General features: G+C 34.3%; 21 protein-coding genes. 15 read left to right on the plus strand and 6 right to left on the minus strand.

The features are described 5' to 3' along the window. Positions 1 to 399: 399 nt before the first annotated feature. Positions 400 to 777: a helix-turn-helix domain-containing protein gene (locus PR683_RS17950; protein WP_228367791.1), complete on the plus strand. Its 378-nt coding sequence runs from the start codon at positions 400 to 402 to the stop codon at positions 775 to 777. A 414-nt stretch (positions 778 to 1,191) separates the two neighbouring features. Here PR683_RS17950 and PR683_RS17955 read toward each other — a convergent pair whose 3' ends face one another. Continuing rightward, entirely contained in the window at positions 1,192 to 1,494 is a 303-nt protein-coding gene (locus PR683_RS17955; RefSeq protein ID WP_110592978.1) for a helix-turn-helix domain-containing protein, read from the minus strand. 1,484 nt (positions 1,495 to 2,978) lie between these two features. Here PR683_RS17955 and PR683_RS17960 point away from each other — a divergent pair. The 12 genes from PR683_RS17960 (at position 2,979) to PR683_RS18015 (ending at position 12,718) form a co-directional block, all read left to right on the plus strand. Further along, positions 2,979 to 3,320 carry a helix-turn-helix domain-containing protein gene (locus PR683_RS17960; RefSeq protein WP_228367792.1) on the plus strand — a complete coding sequence of 114 codons (342 nt, stop codon included), beginning with the start codon at positions 2,979 to 2,981 and terminating at the stop codon, positions 3,318 to 3,320. A gap of 72 nt (positions 3,321 to 3,392) precedes the next feature. Beyond that, positions 3,393 to 3,923 carry a fimbrial protein gene (locus tag PR683_RS17965; protein WP_228367793.1) on the plus strand — a complete coding sequence of 177 codons (531 nt, stop codon included), beginning with the start codon at positions 3,393 to 3,395 and terminating at the stop codon, positions 3,921 to 3,923. 76 nt (positions 3,924 to 3,999) lie between these two features. Then, positions 4,000 to 4,536 (plus strand): fimbrial protein, encoded by a 537-nt coding sequence (locus PR683_RS17970; RefSeq protein ID WP_110592981.1) that lies wholly within the window; start codon positions 4,000 to 4,002, stop codon positions 4,534 to 4,536. A 100-nt stretch (positions 4,537 to 4,636) separates the two neighbouring features. Next, positions 4,637 to 7,306 (plus strand): outer membrane usher protein, encoded by a 2,670-nt coding sequence (locus PR683_RS17975; protein ID WP_272518412.1) that lies wholly within the window; start codon positions 4,637 to 4,639, stop codon positions 7,304 to 7,306. Positions 7,307 to 7,358: 52 nt separating this feature from the next. Then, positions 7,359 to 8,135, plus strand: coding sequence for a fimbria/pilus periplasmic chaperone (locus PR683_RS17980; protein WP_198634036.1), 777 nt, complete (start codon positions 7,359 to 7,361; stop codon positions 8,133 to 8,135). A gap of 47 nt (positions 8,136 to 8,182) precedes the next feature. Next, entirely contained in the window at positions 8,183 to 8,791 is a 609-nt protein-coding gene (locus tag PR683_RS17985; RefSeq protein WP_228367794.1) for a fimbrial protein, read from the plus strand. Positions 8,792 to 8,800: 9 nt separating this feature from the next. Continuing rightward, positions 8,801 to 9,337: a fimbrial protein gene (locus PR683_RS17990; protein ID WP_228367795.1), complete on the plus strand. Its 537-nt coding sequence runs from the start codon at positions 8,801 to 8,803 to the stop codon at positions 9,335 to 9,337. Between the two features lie 15 nt (positions 9,338 to 9,352). Continuing rightward, on the plus strand, positions 9,353 to 9,850 hold the full coding sequence (locus PR683_RS17995; protein WP_166685613.1) for a fimbrial protein: 498 nt from the start codon (positions 9,353 to 9,355) through the stop codon (positions 9,848 to 9,850). 10 nt (positions 9,851 to 9,860) lie between these two features. Further along, on the plus strand, positions 9,861 to 10,358 hold the full coding sequence (locus PR683_RS18000; RefSeq protein WP_228367796.1) for a fimbrial protein: 498 nt from the start codon (positions 9,861 to 9,863) through the stop codon (positions 10,356 to 10,358). After that, the gene (locus PR683_RS18005; RefSeq protein ID WP_198642029.1) at positions 10,355 to 10,879 is read left to right on the plus strand and encodes a fimbrial protein; all 525 of its coding nucleotides are present in this window, start codon (positions 10,355 to 10,357) and stop codon (positions 10,877 to 10,879) included. The genes PR683_RS18000 and PR683_RS18005 overlap by 4 nt, the downstream gene beginning before the upstream one ends. Positions 10,880 to 10,902: 23 nt before the next feature. Then, positions 10,903 to 11,445, plus strand: coding sequence for a fimbrial protein (locus tag PR683_RS18010; RefSeq protein ID WP_228367797.1), 543 nt, complete (start codon positions 10,903 to 10,905; stop codon positions 11,443 to 11,445). Positions 11,446 to 11,884: 439 nt separating this feature from the next. Beyond that, positions 11,885 to 12,718 (plus strand): hypothetical protein, encoded by an 834-nt coding sequence (locus PR683_RS18015; protein ID WP_228367798.1) that lies wholly within the window; start codon positions 11,885 to 11,887, stop codon positions 12,716 to 12,718. 837 nt (positions 12,719 to 13,555) lie between these two features. Here PR683_RS18015 and PR683_RS18020 read toward each other — a convergent pair. The 3 genes from PR683_RS18020 to PR683_RS18025 form a co-directional block, all read right to left on the minus strand. Continuing rightward, positions 13,556 to 13,855: a hypothetical protein gene (locus tag PR683_RS18020; protein ID WP_228367799.1), complete on the minus strand. Its 300-nt coding sequence runs from the start codon at positions 13,853 to 13,855 to the stop codon at positions 13,556 to 13,558. A 45-nt stretch (positions 13,856 to 13,900) separates the two neighbouring features. Beyond that, on the minus strand, positions 13,901 to 14,095 hold the full coding sequence (locus PR683_RS20440) for a fimbria/pilus periplasmic chaperone (protein WP_369127920.1): 195 nt from the start codon (positions 14,093 to 14,095) through the stop codon (positions 13,901 to 13,903). A 125-nt stretch (positions 14,096 to 14,220) separates the two neighbouring features. Continuing rightward, entirely contained in the window at positions 14,221 to 14,790 is a 570-nt protein-coding gene (locus PR683_RS18025; RefSeq protein ID WP_228367822.1) for a fimbrial protein, read from the minus strand. Between the two features lie 884 nt (positions 14,791 to 15,674). Here PR683_RS18025 and PR683_RS18030 point away from each other — a divergent pair. After that, positions 15,675 to 15,962 carry a helix-turn-helix domain-containing protein gene (locus PR683_RS18030; RefSeq protein WP_198642025.1) on the plus strand — a complete coding sequence of 96 codons (288 nt, stop codon included), beginning with the start codon at positions 15,675 to 15,677 and terminating at the stop codon, positions 15,960 to 15,962. 347 nt (positions 15,963 to 16,309) lie between these two features. Here the strand turns inward: PR683_RS18030 and PR683_RS18035 are convergent, their stop codons facing one another. Next, positions 16,310 to 19,519, minus strand: coding sequence for a hybrid sensor histidine kinase/response regulator (locus PR683_RS18035; RefSeq protein ID WP_228367800.1), 3,210 nt, complete (start codon positions 19,517 to 19,519; stop codon positions 16,310 to 16,312). 463 nt (positions 19,520 to 19,982) lie between these two features. Here PR683_RS18035 and PR683_RS18040 point away from each other — a divergent pair, with 463 nt between their 5' ends. After that, positions 19,983 to 20,969 (plus strand): YbgA family protein, encoded by a 987-nt coding sequence (locus PR683_RS18040; protein WP_228367801.1) that lies wholly within the window; start codon positions 19,983 to 19,985, stop codon positions 20,967 to 20,969. A gap of 430 nt (positions 20,970 to 21,399) precedes the next feature. On the opposite strand, the gene PR683_RS18045 is transcribed toward PR683_RS18040, so the two are convergent. Then, positions 21,400 to 21,789, minus strand: coding sequence for a DUF1090 domain-containing protein (locus PR683_RS18045; protein WP_228367802.1), 390 nt, complete (start codon positions 21,787 to 21,789; stop codon positions 21,400 to 21,402). Between the last annotated feature and the right edge of the window lie 311 nt (positions 21,790 to 22,100).

Consider the following 22,100-nt stretch of genomic DNA (forward strand, 5'->3'; position numbering starts at 1 on the left):
GTGTAATTGAGCTATGAGCATTAGAAATTGATGTATTTGAATAAGTTTTATTATGTCTAATTATGAAAAAATATTACATACAGATGTTTATTCTTTATTTTTTCTTTATTTTGATTGTTTTTGGGTTAATATTCTTTGTTATTTGTTTGTTTTATATTGTTTTTTAGTTAATGAGTTACTTTAGTTACTGTCTTATTTGGTTTTTTTGAAGTTAAGAATGGTACTGTTAATATATTAATGTTGTATGAGTGGTTTTTTTTGAAGTTTGATTTTGATTTTGATGGATACTATAGTTGTTTATCTTGATTTGTGTCTTCTATGTATATTATGTATAAAAAGTCACTAATAAGTACATCTGTTTATATGAGTCTTTAATTCAACTTCTTTATGAGTTAAATCATGGATAGTGCCGAAGAAAAAAAATTTGTTAATATTAGTTATCCTATATCAGAATTTGCCTATGAAATTGGAAGAGAGATCTATAGATTACGTAAGGCAAAAGGGATTACAGGAAAAGAGCTTGCCAAAATGCTAAAGGTGTCTCAGCAGCAAATTTCTCGTTATGAAAGAGGTGTTTGCTATATGAACTTTGACACTTTTTTGTTATCTCTCTTTTATTTAGATGAAAATTTTGATGGTTTTTTCTTCAAAGTATGGGGGAATCTTAGTAAGAAAAACACAACGAAATATAGAAAATATGGGGCTGTTTTTAACTCATTAAAAATTATTAACGAGTTTAGCGAGCATTTTTCTGAATCTTTTTGTAAGAGTAAATGAAATTATCTTTTTATAAAGATTATGAATAGATTTTTTAATAGTTTTTAAATAATGTTGAATTGAAATTTTTGATACATAAGGTTAAATTTAATTACTTTAGTACGTTAACTTTATATCTTCACGCTTACTCATATTTTTTATTTGTTCGTAATTTATTTTTGAATGTCTATTTTGGTAAGTAAACAATTATTTTTATTCTTTATCTTTAATTATTTTGTAAATTAATTAAAGATAAGAATGTAGCCAATTTAATAATTTTCTAGTTCTTTAGAGTAAATTTATTTTAAAATGATAATAATTATTGCTAGGAGGTGCGGGGATATCTTTATACATGAGACTATATCATGGAGCTGTCATTTATCAGTTAATGATAACAGCTCCATGATCATAAACTAAAATTTATCTAGTTATTTTTCAGTGAGATAATTCTACTTGAAAGAAATCATTAACATAGCATTCATTTCTCTCACTTTGATTTTTCATCCTCTTAATTTCTGAATTTAATTCAGAAAAGAAATGATTAATATCTACTTGTAATACCTCTAAGTAATTAATTATAGTATCTAAATCAATTTTATTTACACCTTTTTCATATCTAAATAGTTGCTGATCACTTTTATTTAATTTAATAGCCATGTCGTGAATTTTATATCCATGTGATACTCTTAGTTCTTTAAGTTTACTTGCAGCTAAATCTGATATTAATAACTTTTTCATTATTTATCTCCTTTGTTTTTTTCGTCTTTATAATACTAGTTTACTGATGATTATAAAGTGAAATTTATTTATTGTTTAAGAATTATTTAAATTGTACATTAATGATTTAATTGTAAATGCTAATCATTAATAAATGGAATTTGTATTTTAATCTTTTGTTTCAACTAGTTTTTTTATTAATGCTCCTTCTTGGATATATTAACAACTAAATATAATTATTTATTTGGGTTGATAATAATTCACTTGCATTCAGAGTGAATAGTATAGAGATCTAGAAAAATTCAATTGTTATGATGTTAATTGGTGGTTAAAGAATAGCTAATTTAATTTTATATGATATTTATAGGTGACTATTAATATTGAAATTCTTATGATGAGTTAAGTTTTAAAATGATATTTTATATGTTGATTTTTAATAAAAAAAAGACATAACTAAGTAATTGCGGACATCATGCCAATCACCTTTAAATAAGTTGTTAAGTATAATAATTGTTAATAATATTATTATAAACGTTACTAAAAATTTGCTTGATTTTTTTATCATTAAATATTCATAAGTTATTTGATTTGTTTTTCTATAAATATATCACATTGAGAATGAATGTAAAATTCAATTAAACATACTAACCTAGTAAATTATCACTTTAGTTATTAGTGTATTGAGCTTTGATACGTTCCTTTATAGTAAAGATTGAAGGGAGGGGGAGCGCAATTTTTAAGTTAAATATTAATATGATGAGGTTACATTTAACGTATATTATTTTTTTAGTTGTGACAGATTAAATAATTACAAAAAAATTCATACATATCACTCATTATATACCCACTATCATTAAAGCATAGATAATACATATTATTATGTGTATATACCCATGAACTATAGTGATAATTTAAGTTTTTATTCTGTGATGGTTGGGGATTAATAGTATGATGTGTGGTCATTTTATGATGTAAAAATTGGTGAGTGTAAGATAAAAAGCAACTCACATATAAAATATGTTAGATAATATTTCATTTTACTCGCTTGAAGAGTTGTTAGTAATGGCTTGATAATTAATAATTATTTTTTTTATTTTTCAGATTTTTGCTTTTTTGTCAACACTTAAAAGGCGTAAATCATGATTGTTTTTCATTTATTTATTACATATTAATATAAAGTATTAATAAATATTAATTTCAGGTTAAAATTTTGTTTTTTGTTTGCTTGCTGAATTATAACACTATGGTCATGTTATCAAATTGTGATTGTTTAAAATTTAAACAAATGGGTTTTATTTTTTAATTGCATGATATTTAAGTGAATTTTTTGATTATTAAAAACTGTAACATTTAAATATTTAAGTAAATGTGCGAGGAGTGGGAGTTTGCTTTTAAAAGTTCACTCTTTATAATTGTACCCGTTCAGCTAAGTCCGTTTCGGATATTATATTTAATTACTAATTTTAAATTGGTAATTATTTTCATTTATTGGAAAGATTACTAATATGAATTTTGAAGAGAGTAGAATTAATAGCCAGTGCGACAATCAGGATAATCAAGTTTCAACTTACTGTGGAGTTGTTATTAAACAGATAAGAAGAGAGTGTGGAATGACTGGCGCTGAACTGGCAAAGAAACTAAATGTTTCACAGCAACAGATGTCTCGATATGAACGAGGTATTAATAAAATCTCAGTAGATATGTTATTTAATTTATCAATAGCATTAAATGTTCCATTTGAGAAAGTAATTAAATATGTTTTACTTGAGATGGAAAAATCAAATTCTGATGACGCATTAATGTTGAAAAAATTGATAGCGGCTTCTGATACTGTCTACTTTTATTAATTATAGTAGAAGAAATATTTTGTAGTAATAGAAATAAATCAAGTTGTTTATTTATAATTCATTGAGGAATATATGAAAAAATTATTTTTATTAGCATTAGTTTCTAGTGCTATGAGCACTTCTGTACTTGCTGCAGATATGGGGCACGGAAAAGTGAATTTTAAAGGCTCTATTATTGATGCACCATGCTCTATTTCACCAGATTCAATTGATCAAACTGTTGAGTTGGGGCAAATATCAAATATGGCGTTAGTGGATGGTGGTAAATCTAGTCCACGTAGTTTTGATATTGCTTTAGAAAATTGTGATGTAACAGCATTAACAAAAGGCGTTCAATTAACATTTAGTGGTGCAGCAGCTTCATTTGATAATACGAATAAAACGTTAGGTATCGTTGGTACTGGTTCAGGTGCTGGCGTACAAATTACGAATGGTAGAGGCAATATTATTACTTTAGGTACACCAACACCATTCCAAAATATTCAAGATGGCAATAATACTCTGCGTTTTTCTGCGTATTTAATGGGTAATGGCGGTGATATTAAAACGATTACCGCAGGTGAATTTAGCTCCGTAGCTGACTTTACACTGTCATACGAATAATTGTTGTTTAGTAGCCAGCAAAAAAGGACATTTTGCTGGTTTATTTTAAAGGGAAGCCTGCGTAGAAGAGGAAGCAATGAAATATTTAACGCTCAGTAAACTGCTTTCATTGAGTCTCAGTATCTGTGCCCTCATCGATATTTCCCCTGCCACTGCGTTAGGCTCAGTAAAGATGAATGGCAGTATCATTGAAACGGCCTGCGCTATTGATGTAGGGAGTCGTGACCAGACTATTAATATGGGCAGCCTCTCTCTCAGTGATATCCGTCGAGATGGACAAGGACCTACACATCCGTTTGTTATTAAGTTAGTTAATTGCGTTCTTGAACGTCAAAACCCAAATAAACCTAATTGGCAATACTTTAGAGTCACCTTTGATGGTGCACATCAACGCGGATTATTTAGTGTGAATGGACAAGCCAAAGGTGTCGGATTGCAAATTCAGCGCAATGACGACGGAGCAATTATTGTTCCAGGACAGGCTCTGTCTCCTCAAACATTAACACAGGGCTCCCATGATTTAGCTTATGAATTAAAGTTGGTGGCTAATCATGCTCCATTAGTTTCAGGACAGTATTACAGCCAATTACGCTTTAAATTGGATTATGAATAATCCATTAATTGATTTTAGATGCCGAAATCCACACTTGGTTTTGCATCAAAATTAAAAGCTAAATGATTTTATTAATAAAAAAAGAAATAAGAAGGTCGAGATGATGGCCCTAGGTTATATTCATATGCCGTTGTTACGGATAAGCCGTCCTCGGTTGACAGCAATGCTTGTTGCTGTGTCCTTAAGTTGTAACAGCTATGCTGAGCAGATTGAATTTAATACGGATATTTTGGATGTTAATGACCGCGCAAATATTGATTTAGCCCAGTTTTCACGTCCAGGCTTTTTAATGCCGGGTGAATATCGTTTTTCTATTTTTATAAATAAACATCAATTACCGGAACAAACCGTATTTTATTACGTCCCCGACGGCCAGCCAGATGAGAGCGTTGCCTGTTTAAGCCCTGTGTTAGTTGAGCAACTGGCGCTTAAACCTGATTTATTGCCAACATTAAAATGGTGGCATGATGGTCAGTGTTTATCACTCGATAGCTTACCGGGTACGGAAGTTAAAGGGGATTTAGCCGCTTCTGCTTTGTATATCAGTTTACCCCAAGCCTATTTGGAGTATACAGCCGAAAACTGGGATCCGCCTGCTCGCTGGGAGGATGGATTACCTGGCGCCCTTTTTGATTATAACCTCAATGCTCAGGTTGGTCAGCAAACTCGGGGCGGACAACGAACAAATGCTAATGTTAGCGGCAATGGTGTTGCGGGTGTGAATTTAGGTGTGTGGCGTATGCGTGCGGATTGGCAACTACGTTTAGACAAGCAGCAAGGTCAAGGTACTTCCCGTTCATTAGATTGGACGCGGTATTATGTCTATCGTGCAATTAAATCTCTCGGAGCAAAACTCACCTTAGGTGAAGATTATTTAGCTTCCGATATTTTTGACAGCTTTCGATTTACGGGGCTGAGTTTGATCACTGACATCAATATGTTACCGCCAAATCTACGGGGATATGCTCCCGAAATAACGGGGGTAGCCAAAAGTAATGCTACTGTTATCGTGAGTCAGCAAGGCCGTATTATTTATCAAACGCAAGTTGCTGCAGGTCCTTTTCGTATTCAAGACTTAAATGATGCGCTATCCGGTGAGATTAATGTTGAAGTTAAAGAACAAGATGGAACTATTCAAACGTTTACAGTGAATACAGCCAGTGTTCCTTACCTCACTCGCCCTGGGCAATTGCGTTATAAGCTTGCCGCTGGACGCCCAACTGATTGGCGCCACCAAGTGAATGGTGAAACATTTGCGAGCGGCGAGTTTTCGTGGGGAGTCAATAACGGCTGGTCATTGTATGGTGGCGGTGTTGCTGCAGAGAATTACGCTTCTGCAGCGGTCGGTATCGGTCGAGATTTAATGATGTTTGGCGCTCTGTCTTTTGATATCACCCATGCGCGTTCACGGTTAAAAGGGTTAAGTGAAGTCGGTGATAAAACGTATCACGGTAATTCATATCGTTTGAGCTATTCAAAACGATTTGATGCCTACAATAGCCAAGTGACATTTGCGGGATATCGCTTTGCTGAACAAGGTTTTATGAGTATGTCTGAGTACTTAAATGCACAGTCTACGGGTGTCCGCCAGTATAGCAGTAAGGAAATGTATACGGTTTCCTATAACCAACAATTTCCGGAGTTGGGGCTCAGTGCTTATATAAATTATTACCATCAAACCTACTGGGATCAGCCTGATAATGACCGTTATAGTCTGTCTTTAGCGCGCTATTTTGATATCGGTAAATGGAAAAATTTAAGTGTTAACTTGACGGCTTATCGAAATCGGTATCGGCAGACTAATGATGATGGCGCCTACCTTTCCCTTTCATTGCCTTGGGGGGAGAGTGGTTCGCTTAGCATGAACAGCAGTTGGGATGAGCGTGATAATTCTCAACGAGTTAGTTATTACGACCGATTTGATGAACGGACTAATTACCAATTAAGTACCGGATGGTCTCGTTCTGGTGGGTTAGTGAGTGGTTATTACACGCATCAAGCTGATTTGGCTCAAATCAATGCAAATGCCACTTATCAGCAAGATAGATATCGTTCTGCTGGCTTATCACTTCAAGGTGGTTTTACGGCGATTAAGCAAGGTGTGGTGATGCATCGTGGTAATCAGCTTGGGGGGACTCGAATTTTTGTTGATACGGATGGTGTTCCTGATATTCCATTACGAGGTTATGGCTCAACCATACGAACAAACTATTTTGGTCAGGCTGTATTAACAGACGTGAACAGTTATTACCGTAATCAAGTCAGTGTCGATTTAAATACATTACCTGAAGATGCTCAGGTATCACAATCCATTAAGCAAGGTACTTTAACAGAAGGTGCTATTGGCTACCGCCAGTTCGATGTTGTGGCTGGGCACAGTGCAATGGCCTTATTGCGTTTATCTGATAATAGTGTTCCCCCATTTGGGGCACAAGTTTTCAATGTGAAAGGCCAACAAGTGGGAATGGTAGGGGATGATGGGAGTACGTATTTAACGGGGCTCAACCCTAACGATAAGTTACAAGTTCGTTGGGATGATAAAGCACAATGTGAAATCACCTTACCTAAAATATTGCCGAAGAGCGACACATTGTTAACGAATTGGTTATTACCGTGCCATGCGACTGACATCTTACCTCTTGAGCAGACTGAGACGGTTGTTGAATCGGATGCGGTAAGTTTACCGTCATTCTCTACGCCTCATTCATTAACTTCTGGGGCATCGGATAAGCCAAATTTGGTCAGCTCAAAGAGCTGGTTAAGAAAATAAAAATGACATGATTGAAGAGGTTTATCTCTTCTTCATACTAAGGTAAAAGAATATGTTACAGAGCAATAAAATCAATAAAAGAAATCATCATCCTATTGCCACTTTTTTGGTTGGAGCGATGTTGATATCTACGACACTGTCTTCCGCACAAGCAGCAGTCGCTTTAGATCGCACTCGTGCAATTATGACGGGTGAAGATAAATCCATTAGCTTAAATATCAGTAATGAAAATAAGCAATTACCTTATTTAGCACAAGGTTGGATTGAAAATGCCCAAGGTGAAAAAATCACGGAGCCCTTTACGGTATTACCTCCCGTTCAGCGTGTTGAGCCTGGCGCTAAAAGCCAAGTAAAAATTCAAGCACTGCCGAGTGTAGCGTCACTGCCGCAAGACAGGGAGTCCGTTTATTATTTCAATTTACGTGAAATCCCACCTAAGAGTGATAAACCCAACACACTTCAGTTGGCGTTACAAACGCGAATTAAGTTGTTTTATCGCCCAAAAGCGATTATTCCAACTCGCCAACAGATGGAAAATCCATGGCAAGAAAAAATCACACTTACTCGTCAAGGTGATCAATACAGTGTAGAGAATCCAACGCCATATTTTGTAACGCTTGTTGATGCCGCTTCAGTGAAAGACGGAAAAACGGTCTCGGGATTTGAACCGTTGATGGTTGCACCTAAAAGCAGTTTGCTGATGGGGGGGAGTGCAAAAGCCTTAGGAAGTCAGCCTGTGCTTACTTATATCAATGACTACGGTGGGCGACCAACGTTGACGTTTACTTGTCAAGATAATCGCTGTCATGTGGTATCAGATAAACAGTAACTTCAAACAAGATGACGTTAAAGCAGATTTCAACGCAGGAGAGCATCATGAAAGAAGCCAATAAGATACCTCATTATATGATGGCGTACGGTTTAGGATTGTGCTTATTCAGTAGCACAGCCCTCAGTACTGAACTTGACAAAGTGGATAACTGGGATGTCGATGGGGCTAATGGCACATTGTATGTACATGGGGCTTTAACGGAAAGTGCTTGCCGATTAGCGATGTCCTCCGCATATCAAACGATTGAACTCGGGACATTAGGCACGGCGCAATTACAGAAAGTCGGTCAAACAGGTACCCCTGTCGCGGTACAACTGCGTTTAGAAGATTGTTTAAGTGGTGAAAGTCGTAATCGTAATAAACTCGGCAACTTATTGTGGAGTCCTGATATGCCTGCGATGAAAATTCGTTTTTTGGCTGCGGCAGACAATCAAAACCCACAATTAGCGGCCGTTACGGGGGCGAAAGGAATTGCATTACAATTGAGTAATGCTTCTTATCATCCTCTTGCAATAGGGCAATACAGTACTCCTGAGCTTGTTTCTCCGGGACAGAATCAATTGACTTATTATGTTACCCCGATCCGCACTACAGCAGGTTTAAGTTCGGGAGCTTATCAGGCAATTATTCGCTTTCAGGTAAGTTATGATTAGGAGTCAACGATGTTATTGATACAGCAAGTGACCGTAGGAATTAAAGGCCTTATTGTGTTCAGCATTCTTTTTTTTAGCACGCTATTGTTTGGAAGTTTATTCTATGTCGTACATGCCGATACCGCAAATCTGAATTTAACGTTGACCATTACGATGCCCCCACAGTGCACGTTTAGTAGTGGTAGTTCAATACAAATTGTGCGTTTTGAAGAGGTACAACAAGGATTAATTGATGGGGTGAGTTATAAGCGAACCCCCATTGATACGGGATTATCTTGCAGTGCATTAGAAAAAAATGCGTTGAATATGGCGTTGTCATGGGATCCAGTAACCTTCAATGGTGTTTCTGCTATCAGCACAAACCGAACAAATTTGGGTATTGCCATTTATCGGGATTCGACTCGCTTAAGTAACGGAGCGTCAATTAACTTTACTTACGGTAATCCGCCGAACTTGTATGCGGTACCGATAAAACCTAGCGGTATGATGCTCAGTGATGCGGGATCTTTCACTGGCACAATGACCGTGACGTTAAATTATCAATAAACGCGGGACTATTTCATGAATAATACTCTCTTTGTTAGGTATTTTATCGGCCTACTTTGTTTATTGAGTCCGGTATTATCACGAGCATTGGATGTCTATTTTACAGGAACGCTGGTTGTCACGCCGCCAGAATGTACCGTGAATAGTGGTACGGTGGCAGATGTCAATTTTGGCGATATCCATGAAACACTAATTGACAATAGCAGTTATAAACGCACACGTATTGATTACACCTTAAATTGTACGAATGTCTATAGCAATGCATTAAAAATGACGGTCAGTTGGAGCCCGATTACGCTCAATGGACAAAATGTCATTCGTACTGGTCGGACGAATCTGGGGATAGCGGTTTATCAGGATTCGACTCGATTAAGTAATGGTGATGTTGTGAATTTTACTTATGGTAGCAATCAGCCTGCACTTTATGCGGTGCCAGTAAAACCTTCGGGAACGGTATTAACTGATGGTGGAAATTTTAATGGGACATTAACTTTTGTGGTTGATTACCGTTAAGGAGAACAAGATGAAATTTATTCACCGACAACAAGTGGCACTCTGCTTTTTTTGTGTAATAAGCTCTCCATTTGCATTGGGGTTAGGGGCAAATCTTTATGGTAATTTAATCGTGACGCCACCTGAATGTATTCTAAATAACAATAATCAAGTGGCGATTCATTTTGGTGATATTTTATTAACGCGCATTGACGGTAATAACTACTTACAAACATTGCCATTGAGTCTATCGTGTACAGGATTAGCAAAAAATAATCTGACATTGACCTTAGAAGGCGACCCTACATTGTTTAATAGCAATGGAGCATTAAAAACAAGCAATGATAAATTAGGCGTTATTTTTTATGTGAACAATATCCGGCAAGCAATTAATCAGCCGGTGAATATTAATTATACCTCTTTGCCTTCTTTAAAAGCCGCGCCGATTAAAAATATGACGGCAGGCTTTAATGATACAGATGGTGGTAGTTTTACTGCGTTGGCAACATTAAAGGTGAACTATCAATGAAAAAATTACTGATAAGCACAAGTCAACGTTATTGCTATTTATGCAGTTTAGGGGGGGTCTTCATGATGATGTCCTCAGCGGTGGAAGCCAATTGGGTTTTTGATGGTACGCTAGTACTGCCTCCCGCCTGTGAATTAGGACAAACAAATCCTATACGCGTTTCTTTTGGAAAAGTGGGGGTGCGTAAAGTGGATGGGAATCTATTTAAACAAGACATTCCGTATCAATTGAATTGTCAAGGTGACTTAAATCAACCGTGGAATGTGACATTGACGTTCAGTGGAACACTGGCGGGTACGGGATTTGATAATGCGACATTACGGACCAGCAGCCCGATGAATAACGGAAAATTAGGCATTCAAATTCAAAAGGACGGGATACCGTTAGAGCTGAACAAAGCGTTTGCCATTGATAGTTCAAATCCACCCAGATTATCTGCGGTTCCAGTTAAGCGTGCTGGAATGGAACTGGTTGGTGATAATTTTTCTGCGACCGGGACATTGACCATCGATTTTCAATGACACGATAAAAGGAAATGAAAAAAATGCAAATACCATTACATCAATTATGGCCTTTAGTCTTGTCACTGAGTTTAGTGGCTGTGCCGCTTTGTGCGCAGTCGGAAACTGTACAGTTTGATGGAACGTTGGTTGAGGACGCCTGCGAAGTATATCCTGGCGATGAAAATATCGAATTGGATTTTGGCACGATTGTAGATAAATATTTGTATTTGAATACACGAACACACAGTCAGCCATTTACAATTCGGTTAATTAATTGTGATTTAGTGTTAGGGAAAGAAGTTCAAGTAACCTTCATGGGGACTGAAAGCTTGGCATTACCGGGATTATTAGCGCTTAATGGTGGGAGTCAAGCGAGAGGAATTGCCATAGGATTAGAAGCTGAAAATGGGACACCAATTTTATTGAATAAAGCAAAAAACTATATTCAGCAATTACATATGGGGAATGGTAATAATCTTAATCTGAAAGCGTATGTACAGGGTGAACCTACTCCCTTATTGACTAAAACGATAGGACGAGGATCCTTCGAGGCAACGACAACATTTATATTGGAGTATGAATAAAATAGAAATTACTCTCATTTATAAACTGTCGAATTTATGAAGTTTAATGTATTTGAATTATATTGTTTAAAGAATGCTAATTAGCGATTAACTTCTTGTATGAAAGCTTTAAATTCTTTTTATTTATAATCTAATTGATATGGTAACATTATTTTTAACGATGCTTTATCTTTGATTTCTTAACCCTTTGGATAATTACTTTTATATAAATAATTAAGTTTCTATATCTTGGTTGTTAAATGTCTAAAGATATATATCTTAGAGCTATCTAAATATAAAGTGAAAAAGTACTGTTAAGTTATTATTTATTTTAATTTAAAATCTGTGAGGTTTTATTATGACTTTAAAGAAAATAAAAAATCAATATGTTTTTAAAGCTATTGGTGCTTTTTTATTTTTAACTTCCTTTTCTTCATTCTCTTGGATAGAGTTTAGACCATTGTATACTTCTAATTATAAAACTCTGGTTGCTAGCGGGAGCATTTCTGTTAGTGATATACAATGGAATACGTGGAACCCAGTTCATGATACTGCCAGTTGGGGAGGAAGAACGATGACTGCATTAGCAACTACTTTGGGGTCTATACAATCTAATTTCTATATGGGAACCTCGACAACTCAATGGTGTCCGACTGGTACTCATTTCACATGCTTAGATTCTTTCAATTCAACCTGCAGTGAGAGTGAGATTAATACAGCCAGAAATCAGGCCGCGGAATGGGTGAATTCTATATTATCGCAAAATCCTAGGCTAACCTGGTCTTCATTATATGGCATGGGCACGGAACCATCTGTTCCTGCGGGGTTATCTCAAGTATTTCAGACTCACTTCCAATGCCGTGACAGAACGGCTCCACAAAAGTGGATCACTATCTCGTCACATATACCATATGCTGTTATTCCCAATCCTCCAGATGATGAATCTGTTTGTTCGTTGTTATCTGATATCAATGTTAAATTTACGTCTACAGAACTAAACGTAAATGGTTTGTCTTCAACGCAAGCACTTTCTATCAACTGTACCAGTGGCAGTGCTCAAAACTATCAATTGAAATTAACAGGTAATGACGTAACAAATGGACGATTAAATTTTAATAATGGTGTTTCAGGACAAGTTTTTTTTAACGGAACACAAGTACAAGCTAACGGCACAGGAATTCAATTAAACAACTTGACTAGTAGTACTATCTCTGTAGGTGTAACGCTATATGGAACAGCATCAGTTTCAGGTATTTCAAATGCAGTAGGCATATTGGTATTGGATGCACTATAAAAATAGTTTAATATAAATAAGCATTACTATAAAATTAGGTCAAACTAAAAATAGATAGAATAAGTTGATTTTTTTAAAAAATGCCGTCATCTTGTGATGTTTATTTTTAGCTTGACCTATTTTTATTAATTAGATAGTAATTATCAGGATGTGAAATATCAAGCGCTATAATTTAATTAGTAGCTTATAATAAATTAATTTATTATTTTAGGTGTTAAGATGGAAGGGTTTGTTTTATGTGTTTCATTGGCTGGTTTTGTATAAGAAATATAACTTTAGAGGTTCCTTAATAGAATTTCAAGCTTGTGAATAAGGTATTTTAAATGAAATGATTACCTATTAAGTATCTTATTTATAGATGGGTAATGTTTATATTTGTGTGTTGTGAATATGAACCCTGTTATAGAATGTAAAAGCACTATTAAAAATCATGATGTTGATAAATTCACTTACATGGCTATATTGCTGAAAATCACCTAATAAACAATATTAAGATACTATTAAAAATTCTTTGACAGATAGTTGAGTGGAATTCCGGATTAACTAATATTTCTAGTGTCTCTATTTTCTTAACATAGTTACATTATTTCTATAATAATTTAACACTATGGTAATCGATATTTTAATTTATTACATTGTTTATACCGATTCCGAACTGATTAATTCAAGAATAATTTTATTTATACCTTGAGATTTAATTTTGAATTAACTTTATTACTTAAGTATTAAGTGAAAATTTATATACATTTATTTTTTATAGATAATAAATGCATAAGATTTCCTTATAAAATTATTCTGTTATGCTTGATTTTTTTATTATCCCGCCACTATCATTAATCAATAATTAACGACATTAAGATTATTTTTTGATATGTTATCACCGAGAGTATAATTCCTAGTCTGATTAGGTTTTAACATCATATCCATTTCCTGCTTAACAGAATTAATACAATCTTTATTTTCTTTTGATGAAAAACATATTTCAGCGAATGAAATATGAAAATTAGATAAATTTTTTACTTGTAGTATAGACTGTCCATCTTCTTGTATAATTTTATATGTGAGATGTTTTTCAATATCAGATGGAAAGGACCCTAGATGGGAAGGTCTAATAAATATTTTATGTTGGGTATTCATTGCTAAATCAACCTTTGGAATATGGCTATTCGCAATATTTATATCTTAAGGGGGGATTTCATAAAGGTTTAGCCAGTAAACTAATTCTGATTTGATATTTTGCTCATTTAGATTAAATAATTTTAATACTTGGGTTTGTTTAGACTCCAATCTAAACGTAGATGGGGTGATGATGACTGGCACAACACTAAGAGGACTACTATTACCGTTCCCATGTTTGTACAACAATAGGATATTCATTTGTATTTACGATAAGTAGGGTTTGTGGCTCTTGGTTAGAATCAAAAATAATACGGCTCTTATTCGCGAATATACCTGCATACGAATAAATATTAAATAAAACAAAAAAACAACAATTAGATATCTTATTGTACTTTCACCATCACATAAGCAGTAGCATATACCTTACCTGGAGTAACTGTTTCACCAGGTATTTTACTTAGTACAGCGGTATATTGCTGTTGATAATAACGGTAACCTGCGACTGATGCTCCGATGGGTTGTGCAACATCTAGAACGAGATACCAACCACTATTTGTTCCACTTGCCCATGGGGTAGATGATGAATAATCGGGCTGACCTAAGAATACAAGTTTACTTTTCGTTGCTGTATTAGATAAATTAATACCAACCCTTTTAGCTAAACAAGGGGCTGTTTCATAATTATCAGAAACTAGCATATTAACACCACCATTCGAATTTATTAGCCCAAGTGTACTTGCGGCTTTATATGCACCGAGAGAGACTTGTGTTCCTATGGCGGTTTGACCTCCGGATATCCCCGATTGCGCGGAGTCACTACACTCGATTTGAACAGAAAATAAAGCTTCACGTGTTTGCCCATCATTGAGCGCCTGAGTTGTGACTGTCGGAAATAGAATATAAGGTGTTGCATTTCTTGCAACACAAGTCGCATTATTGCTTAATATGGTGATTTGCCGTTCGCTTCTCTCGCTGCAAGTCGGGTGCTGCCATTTTCATCGCCTGTGTTGTTAACCGTTCGTTGTGCCCCACCGCTTGGCCTAAAAAATAGCCTCACCTCGTCATACAGCAAGGGTTAAGTGAACGACACCAAAATTATTGCCGCTCCGCTTTCCTATAATTTTGTCTCGGCCCTTGCTTTCTTCTTTGTCTCAGTTTTGTGCGGCCTTTACAGTGGAGGAACTCAACGAAAGAATTGGAAAAGACGAAATCATGATCATCGCTATTGAGGTGACTATATCGCAAGTCCGTTTGGATTTTTTATACTCTAAATTACGGGGTAAATGTATTGCATTTCAAAATGCAATTTTTAATTGAGTGGATAGGGGCGCGCTAGCGTATAAGGATGGCTACCTTTTAATAAACTTGAGTATTGCGTATGTGAGTGATTTTCATTTATTTGTTGATTAAAATGTTAATTAATTGTGTTTATATGGTTATGTGTGATTTTTTATGTCAAAAAATAGATTAACTTTACATGAAATAAACATAACCGATTGAATTTAATTGGTTTTTTTATTGGTTGGAATATGACTGTTATTTGTGTTAAATGATATTAAAATTTATGAATATGTGTAAATATAAAATAAAATATATATTTTTTCAAGAATAATTGGTGAATTATTCTTAATGCAAGTTACTTTCAAGGTGTTTATTACTAAAAAAGAATTCTATCATATTGTTTTTTATTAATTAATTTAGTGAACATTAAGTTTCAGCCTAAAGTATTCATATTAAGACTACCATTTGATTTTTATTTCAAAATTACTACATTAAGGCGTAAATACATTCAATCACTCTAATTTTACGGTTGGTAATATTTCTTAATGGAGTCACTATGATAACTTTAAATGATAACGTTAACATTATTATGAAAAATAATTTCTCTAAAGCGGTTGCATCAGAAATTGCATTTTTAAGGAAAAAAAATGGTTTTACAGGTAAGGAGTTAGCACAATGTGTCGGAGTCTCGCAGCAGCAGATATCTCGTTATGAATCAGGAGTGAGCAATATAAATGTGGATACTCTAGCCATAATTTTAAGCACTTTGGATTGTTCTCTTGAGAAATTTTTTAGGAAAGTAGATATTCGTATGAAAAAAGAAATGCATCCATTATTAAGTTAATACATTGATTTATAGTTGAATTCTTTTTAATAAAAGAATTTAAGGACTTACGGTATTTATTACTGTAACACTTAATAGAACGACGTTATAAGAGAGCAAAGGCACGGTAAAATCATATTATCCGTGCCTCTTGTTCAACTAATTCTATAGTGTGATGAAAAGTCACTAATTCATATAGGTAGAATATGGAGTCTGCAATCAAGTAACTCATAGTTAAACTTGAATTTGATTACTATTTGCAAATGAACAATTAACGGTAGATATTATGTTTAGTGGCTCATCTGCGAGCTCCAGATAGTAATTTGCTTGATTCTCATACTAGCTAATCACTTTTGTCTTTTGTATTACTAATCATTTGGCTGGCTTAATAAGGTTAGCCATCGTTCTAAAATGTCACATATATTTTTCCATTCATCTAAGTATATTTCATCATTTTGCTGCTCCGCCTGTTTTATTTCTAATTTTTGTAATTGAGCTGAAATATCTTTTCTGTTTACAATGGATAAAGCACCTCTTAAGCGATGTGCTATTTGTTTAATATCATTAGTATTTTTCTGCTCAATGGCGTTTCTAAGTAATGTAAGATCATTCTGTAAATACTTTATTGTTTTTTTCCTATCTTTTGTCTCAAGAGGATTAATTAGGTTGATGGGTAAATGTTCGTCCGTGATCAATTTAGAAATAAAGTACTGCTCTAATAATTGAGATAATCTTTTTAATTCAAGAGGTTTAACAAGCCAATCATTCATGCCAGAGCTAAGACACCGTTCTTCTTCATCTTTTAATCCATTTGCCGTAACTCCTATTATTGGGCATATGGCACCTTCATCTCGTAAAGTTTGAGTCAATTTATAGCCGTCCATATAGGGCATATTTACATCAGTAAGGATAAGATTAATTTCACCATTATGACTATCCCATATTGCTAAAGCCTCTTCTCCATCATTAGCTAATAAAATATTACAACCAAATAATTTTAATTGCTCTCTTAAAACAGCTTGATTTATTGGGTTATCTTCTGCAATTAAAACTGTACAGTCATATTGCTGGATGTGTACATCTGTACTTGTCTGAGATAAATCGTCATTGTTATGTATGCTTGAAAGTTGTTTTGATAGGATATTAATATTGATATTTAAATCATGAACAATAATCTGCTCTTTATGAAGATCCATAGATTTTTTTATATTATCCATACCGATATATAATCTAGTTGGATTTATATTATTTTCTTGCGGTTCGATTTCACCAGTCCAGGTATTTGCTTTCCAGTGAGTGAGCCAAGATGCGATATTCTTAGTTATTTCCTGATGAGGTGTTTGCAACCAAACAAGCATGCCACTTAAGTTTGGCCACTCTTTTTGATTTGGTGAGGCAGGAAAAGGAATTTTAATTGTAAACTGACTACCTTTGTTAATTTCGCTTTCAACATTGATAGTTCCGCCCATTAATGTGACTAAGTGTTTGCAAATAAATAAACCAAGACCAGTTCCACCATATGTATGCTGTTCGTTATGTGCTTGGAAAAATGGGACAAATAATTTTTCTTTTTGGTGTAATGATAACCCTATACCTGTATCAACGACAGAGATGTGTATCTGATTATTTTTTGATGATACGTAGACTTTAATAGAGCCAACATCCGTAAACTTAATTGCATTGCTCAATAAATTGCCTAAGATTTGTTGAAGTCGGTATGCATCACCTAATCTTTCGGGGGCTATATTGCAATCTATACAACTGAAAAGTAGCAGGCCTTTTTTACTAGCTAAATGGGTATAGGTTTCAATAAGTGAATGGATTATATCTAGCATATCAAAAGGCTGATTATGTAAATTCAATTGATTTGCTTCAATTTTATTCACATCCAGTATGTCACTAATTAAGCGCATAAGTAGCTGCGATACCGTTGATATACGATTTAAATATTGTTCTTGTTGTTCTGATAGTTCCGTTGTAGAAAGTAGTTCGAGTGTGCCAATTAAACCATACAGTGGCGTTCTTATTTCATGGCTCATTGTTGATAGAAAGTTTGATTTTGCTCGACTAGCATCTTCAGCAGCTATTCTAGCCTTATCAAGCTGTTGCTCAATCTCTATTTGTTTAGTGATATCTGTAAATGCACATAAAATGACCTCTTGTTGCCTGTAATATGTATATGTATAAGCGATATATAGTGTAAATTCACCAGAGGTAAAAGATGAAATATTACCGTAACTATTTTCTATCGATAGGGATGATATAAATCGTCGATATTCACGAGAATAAAAAGGATTATCATTTTTGGGTAATCTTAGCCACATTTCAGCTAATGGGTTTGCAAAAATAATTTTTTGATCAGCTTTTGAGATAACACAGATCCCAATCGGTGTCGTATCAATAAGTGTTCTATTAAATGATTCACTTTCAAGTAGCTGATTTTGAAAAGTAATGGCGGGTTCAAGTACGACGCGGTTATACCATAGGTGGTATAACCATCCACAAAGAAGACTAAAAAATATAGCGCCGATTAGGCTAAGCGGCAACCATAAGTTATCATCAAAAAAAGAATTATATTTAACTTGATAATATCCTATCCATTCACCAGTTTTATTGTGTAACTTCAGAAACAAACCATCTTTAGTATAATTTAAGCCATCAGTAAGACCTTCAGGAAGTACGGAAGAGCCCAGTAGCTGTCCATATTGATGATGTATCAACCAAAAATTATGATCTAGTGTAGGATTGAGAATTCTCTCTAGAACACTTATCCTCTTTGGATTAAAAAGTGTCACCGCGTAGATATCTTTTGGTGATAGTTGTGCTCCTTGCCATAAATTAAAATCAAATCCAGCTGGAATAATACCCACTAAATCATTTCCTAGTTCAGGACTGTGTATCCAAATAACTTTATGCTCACGGGTATGTTTAGCTAGTTGATCTTGTTCATTTGAATAGTGAATGAGTTTTTTTCTAACATCAGGGATTGAGTAACGTACTGTTTCTGTTACAGTTTTAAAAAGCTCAGGATCGATGGTTTCATTACCAGTAAGTGTATTTACAGCGGGTACACTGATACTAATATTGTCATGTTCATTAACAAAGAAAACAGCCGCTGCTGGGAAATAAGATGCTCCCCAAAATGTAGAGTAATAATCAGCTAAATATGCGCCTAATGAAAATAATATACTGGGAAGCTGTGTACACTCTAAGTTATTATCGCAAGCTAGAGTGAATGGCATACCAACGAGTGATTCTTTTCCTTCTAGTAAACTTAAAGGCCATTCTTCGGGTGTTTTTTGGTATTTTAAAGAATAACTTCTACTTTCTATTATTTCAGAGAGGTGGTTGTTTTCTTTAGCTAACTCGAGTAAAAATGTTTCTTGTTCTCTCAAATACCCAATATACGATGAGAAATCGACTTCAAGACGTCGTTTTTCTTGTTCAATAATTCTTTCGGTGCTCCAAAACAAGGCTGCAAGTAGCACTAGAAGAAGGGGAAGGGCAACAAAAATCAAGCTATTAAGTTGATTTGATGTACGTGTAATGCGAGAAAACGGAGATGGATATTTTTTCATAAAAATTCATAATCGCTATACCATGGCAATTAATAAGATAGGATTATTTTTATGGGCTGTCGATTTTTTTCTTAACAATTTGCCATATTGATAAATTGGGTACCTCTAAGTTATATTTTTGATATAATTTTACTCTAGTATAGAGCACTTAATTTTCAGGAGTGCGATTTTTTAGATTCTTAATAATAAAAACATCGAAATTGGAATGAATTACTGATTTTGTATTATATTTAGAAGTCTTGGAGATACTTTATGTCTATTATTTTCTATCACATACTTCTTATTTGAAAATGATTACATAAACTAAAATACTAAATCAGTTCAGTTGGTTAGTTCTTTATTGATTTTAATATTAGCCTATATGCTTATAAAAATAATTACATAGTAAAAGAATACGGGTTTTTTTACTATAAAAAAGTAACCCAATGATTTATATGGTATATGTGTAACCTGAGGTGTTGATATGTCGTTATCATTTGCTAGTAATGAAGAATATAATTCTAATAATAAAATAACTGTTGGTATTAGCTTATGCTTGTTAGGCCAGAAGGTTAGATTCGATGGTGGGCACAAGCGATTATCCTTCGCTGTTGATGAATTATCTGATTATTTTGAGTATCAATCTGTTTGTCCAGAAATGGAAATAGGACTGCCAACACCTAGGCCAGCATTAAGGTTAGTTAAAGAAGATGAGATTAAGTTAAAGTTTAGTGATGGTCGTGAAGGTGATTTAACCGAGAAAATGTTACATTTTTCTACTGAATATTTAGAAAGATTACGTAATTTAAGTGGTTATATTGTATGCAAAAATTCACCTAGCTGTGGCCTAGAGAGAGTCCGAGTATATGATCCTGTTGGAAATGGTAATAAAAAGGCAGGAACCGGAATTTTTACAAGCCAATTGTTAAAAAATATGCCTTGGTTGCCTATTGAAGAGGACGGTCGATTAAGTGATCCTCTCATTAGAGAAAATTTTATTGCTAGGGTTTTTGCATTAAATGAACTTAATCAGTTAAAAGTAAAAAATTTTACCCGTCAATCATTAATAGATTTTCATACTAGATATAAGTTAGTTTTATTAGCTCATTCACAGTCATTATTCCGAGAGTTAGGACGTTTTGTGGCCACAAATAGAGACTGGACTTCATTAGACATGCTTTTTAGTGAGTATCGTAATAGATTTATGGCTATATTACAGCAACAAGCAACGAGGCGTAATCATACAAATGTCTTAATGCACATACAAGGCTACTTTAAAAATAGCTTGAACTCTAAACAGCGTAAAGCATTGAGTCAGCTAATTTTAGATTATAGACATGGATTTCAGCCGTTATTAGCGCCATTAACGCTGTTAAATCACTATTTATCGGAATATCCAGATAACTATCTTAAAAAGCAAAAATATTTTTATCCATATCCACAATCATTAAGACTTCGTTATGGATTATAAATTAAATAAACGTTAAATAGCTTTAAACAATGACGCTATGCGTAATTTAATGCGTCAAAAAATAGCTGATTAAAGTGAGAAAAGGATTTCGCTTGCAATCTAATACTAATCATATAAATAGATATAAGTTGCTATTTTGATTTAGGAAGAATGTTATCACGGAGTACACGTCAGGATAACCTAATTATATAATCTGGTTACAGTGGTTTACGCTAAATATTGGAAGGTTTCAATTTAAGTTAGCTCAGATAACTTAATTATTGATTGAGTATTTTAGCTATTCACCATTAGATATGTGGTATTAGCGCTGCATGAATACGAAGTGAAATTAACTAGATTAATCTACGAAGGTAAGTGTTAAAAATTGACGGAGATCTGCCATCTATCATGCGGTTTATGCCCTCATTACATTGAGGGCAATTAAAAAATATTATTTATTTAACATGCTCTTAGCTTCATTAAGTTCATCTTGAGCATCTTCAAGTTTTCGTTGTTTTTTCTGGATTTTATCCGCACGACCATCAATTTGAGCCTCAGCTAGCTCTTGGCGGCTCTTTTCAACTTTTAGTTCTTTTTTTCTCACATCCGATTTCCGTTCAGCAAGTAAGCCTTCATTAGTACAATTAGCATTAAGTTCAGAAAGCGCTTTTTCTAGACCAGATAAGCGATGGTTATTACCTTGTGTTCGAGCATAATCTATTTCTTGTTCAATATCTTGGCGTTTGGCTTCACAGCCCGTTGCAACCTCAGAGGTAGCTAGTGCTGGAAAAACAGGAGCAAGTACCAGAAGGCCAGCTAACATTGTTTGAATATATCTCATCAAATCTTCCTCGTTTATTTTATCATCCCTAGTAAATTGAAATTAATACTACAGAAAAATTCTTAACAATTTCTTAAATCAATGGTTAAAATTAATATACAGGGGATATTAATCTTAACAATAACTTTTGTTAGGCCAAATTAGTATGTATTAATATCATGAAAAACAATGGGATGGGATATTTATATTATCAATATATACCTGATTTTGTCGTATCAGAGAGGGGATGAGCAGTAACGTATTCTTAAACAAGACCGAAAGTTATGAGGGGGTCTTATGTCACGGAGATAGTTAACGTTACATAAGATGGG

This window comes from Providencia sp. PROV269 (assembly GCF_028477785.1).
Taxonomy (GTDB): Bacteria; Pseudomonadota; Gammaproteobacteria; order Enterobacterales; family Enterobacteriaceae; genus Providencia; species Providencia rettgeri.

Excerpts from the sequence above, each read along its gene's own strand:
- PR683_RS17955 (WP_110592978.1), bottom strand. The coding sequence starts at position 1,494 with ATGAAAAAGTTATTAATATCAGATTTAGCTGCAAGTAAACTTAAAGAA.
- PR683_RS18010 (WP_228367797.1), top strand. The coding sequence starts at position 10,903 with ATGCAAATACCATTACATCAATTATGGCCTTTAGTCTTGTCACTGAGT.
- PR683_RS17965 (WP_228367793.1), top strand. The coding sequence starts at position 3,393 with ATGAAAAAATTATTTTTATTAGCATTAGTTTCTAGTGCTATGAGCACT.
- PR683_RS17995 (WP_166685613.1), top strand. The coding sequence starts at position 9,353 with ATGAATAATACTCTCTTTGTTAGGTATTTTATCGGCCTACTTTGTTTA.
- PR683_RS18030 (WP_198642025.1), top strand. The coding sequence starts at position 15,675 with ATGATAACTTTAAATGATAACGTTAACATTATTATGAAAAATAATTTC.
- PR683_RS18000 (WP_228367796.1), top strand. The coding sequence starts at position 9,861 with ATGAAATTTATTCACCGACAACAAGTGGCACTCTGCTTTTTTTGTGTA.
- PR683_RS18040 (WP_228367801.1), top strand. The coding sequence starts at position 19,983 with ATGTCGTTATCATTTGCTAGTAATGAAGAATATAATTCTAATAATAAA.
- PR683_RS17980 (WP_198634036.1), top strand. The coding sequence starts at position 7,359 with ATGTTACAGAGCAATAAAATCAATAAAAGAAATCATCATCCTATTGCC.
- PR683_RS18035 (WP_228367800.1), bottom strand. The coding sequence starts at position 19,519 with ATGAAAAAATATCCATCTCCGTTTTCTCGCATTACACGTACATCAAAT.
- PR683_RS17985 (WP_228367794.1), top strand. The coding sequence starts at position 8,183 with ATGAAAGAAGCCAATAAGATACCTCATTATATGATGGCGTACGGTTTA.
- PR683_RS17960 (WP_228367792.1), top strand. The coding sequence starts at position 2,979 with ATGAATTTTGAAGAGAGTAGAATTAATAGCCAGTGCGACAATCAGGAT.
- PR683_RS17970 (WP_110592981.1), top strand. The coding sequence starts at position 4,000 with ATGAAATATTTAACGCTCAGTAAACTGCTTTCATTGAGTCTCAGTATC.
- PR683_RS18045 (WP_228367802.1), bottom strand. The coding sequence starts at position 21,789 with ATGAGATATATTCAAACAATGTTAGCTGGCCTTCTGGTACTTGCTCCT.
- PR683_RS17950 (WP_228367791.1), top strand. The coding sequence starts at position 400 with ATGGATAGTGCCGAAGAAAAAAAATTTGTTAATATTAGTTATCCTATA.
- PR683_RS17990 (WP_228367795.1), top strand. The coding sequence starts at position 8,801 with ATGTTATTGATACAGCAAGTGACCGTAGGAATTAAAGGCCTTATTGTG.
- PR683_RS18005 (WP_198642029.1), top strand. The coding sequence starts at position 10,355 with ATGAAAAAATTACTGATAAGCACAAGTCAACGTTATTGCTATTTATGC.
- PR683_RS20440 (WP_369127920.1), bottom strand. The coding sequence starts at position 14,095 with ATGAATATCCTATTGTTGTACAAACATGGGAACGGTAATAGTAGTCCT.
- PR683_RS18020 (WP_228367799.1), bottom strand. The coding sequence starts at position 13,855 with ATGAATACCCAACATAAAATATTTATTAGACCTTCCCATCTAGGGTCC.
- PR683_RS17975 (WP_272518412.1), top strand. The coding sequence starts at position 4,637 with ATGATGGCCCTAGGTTATATTCATATGCCGTTGTTACGGATAAGCCGT.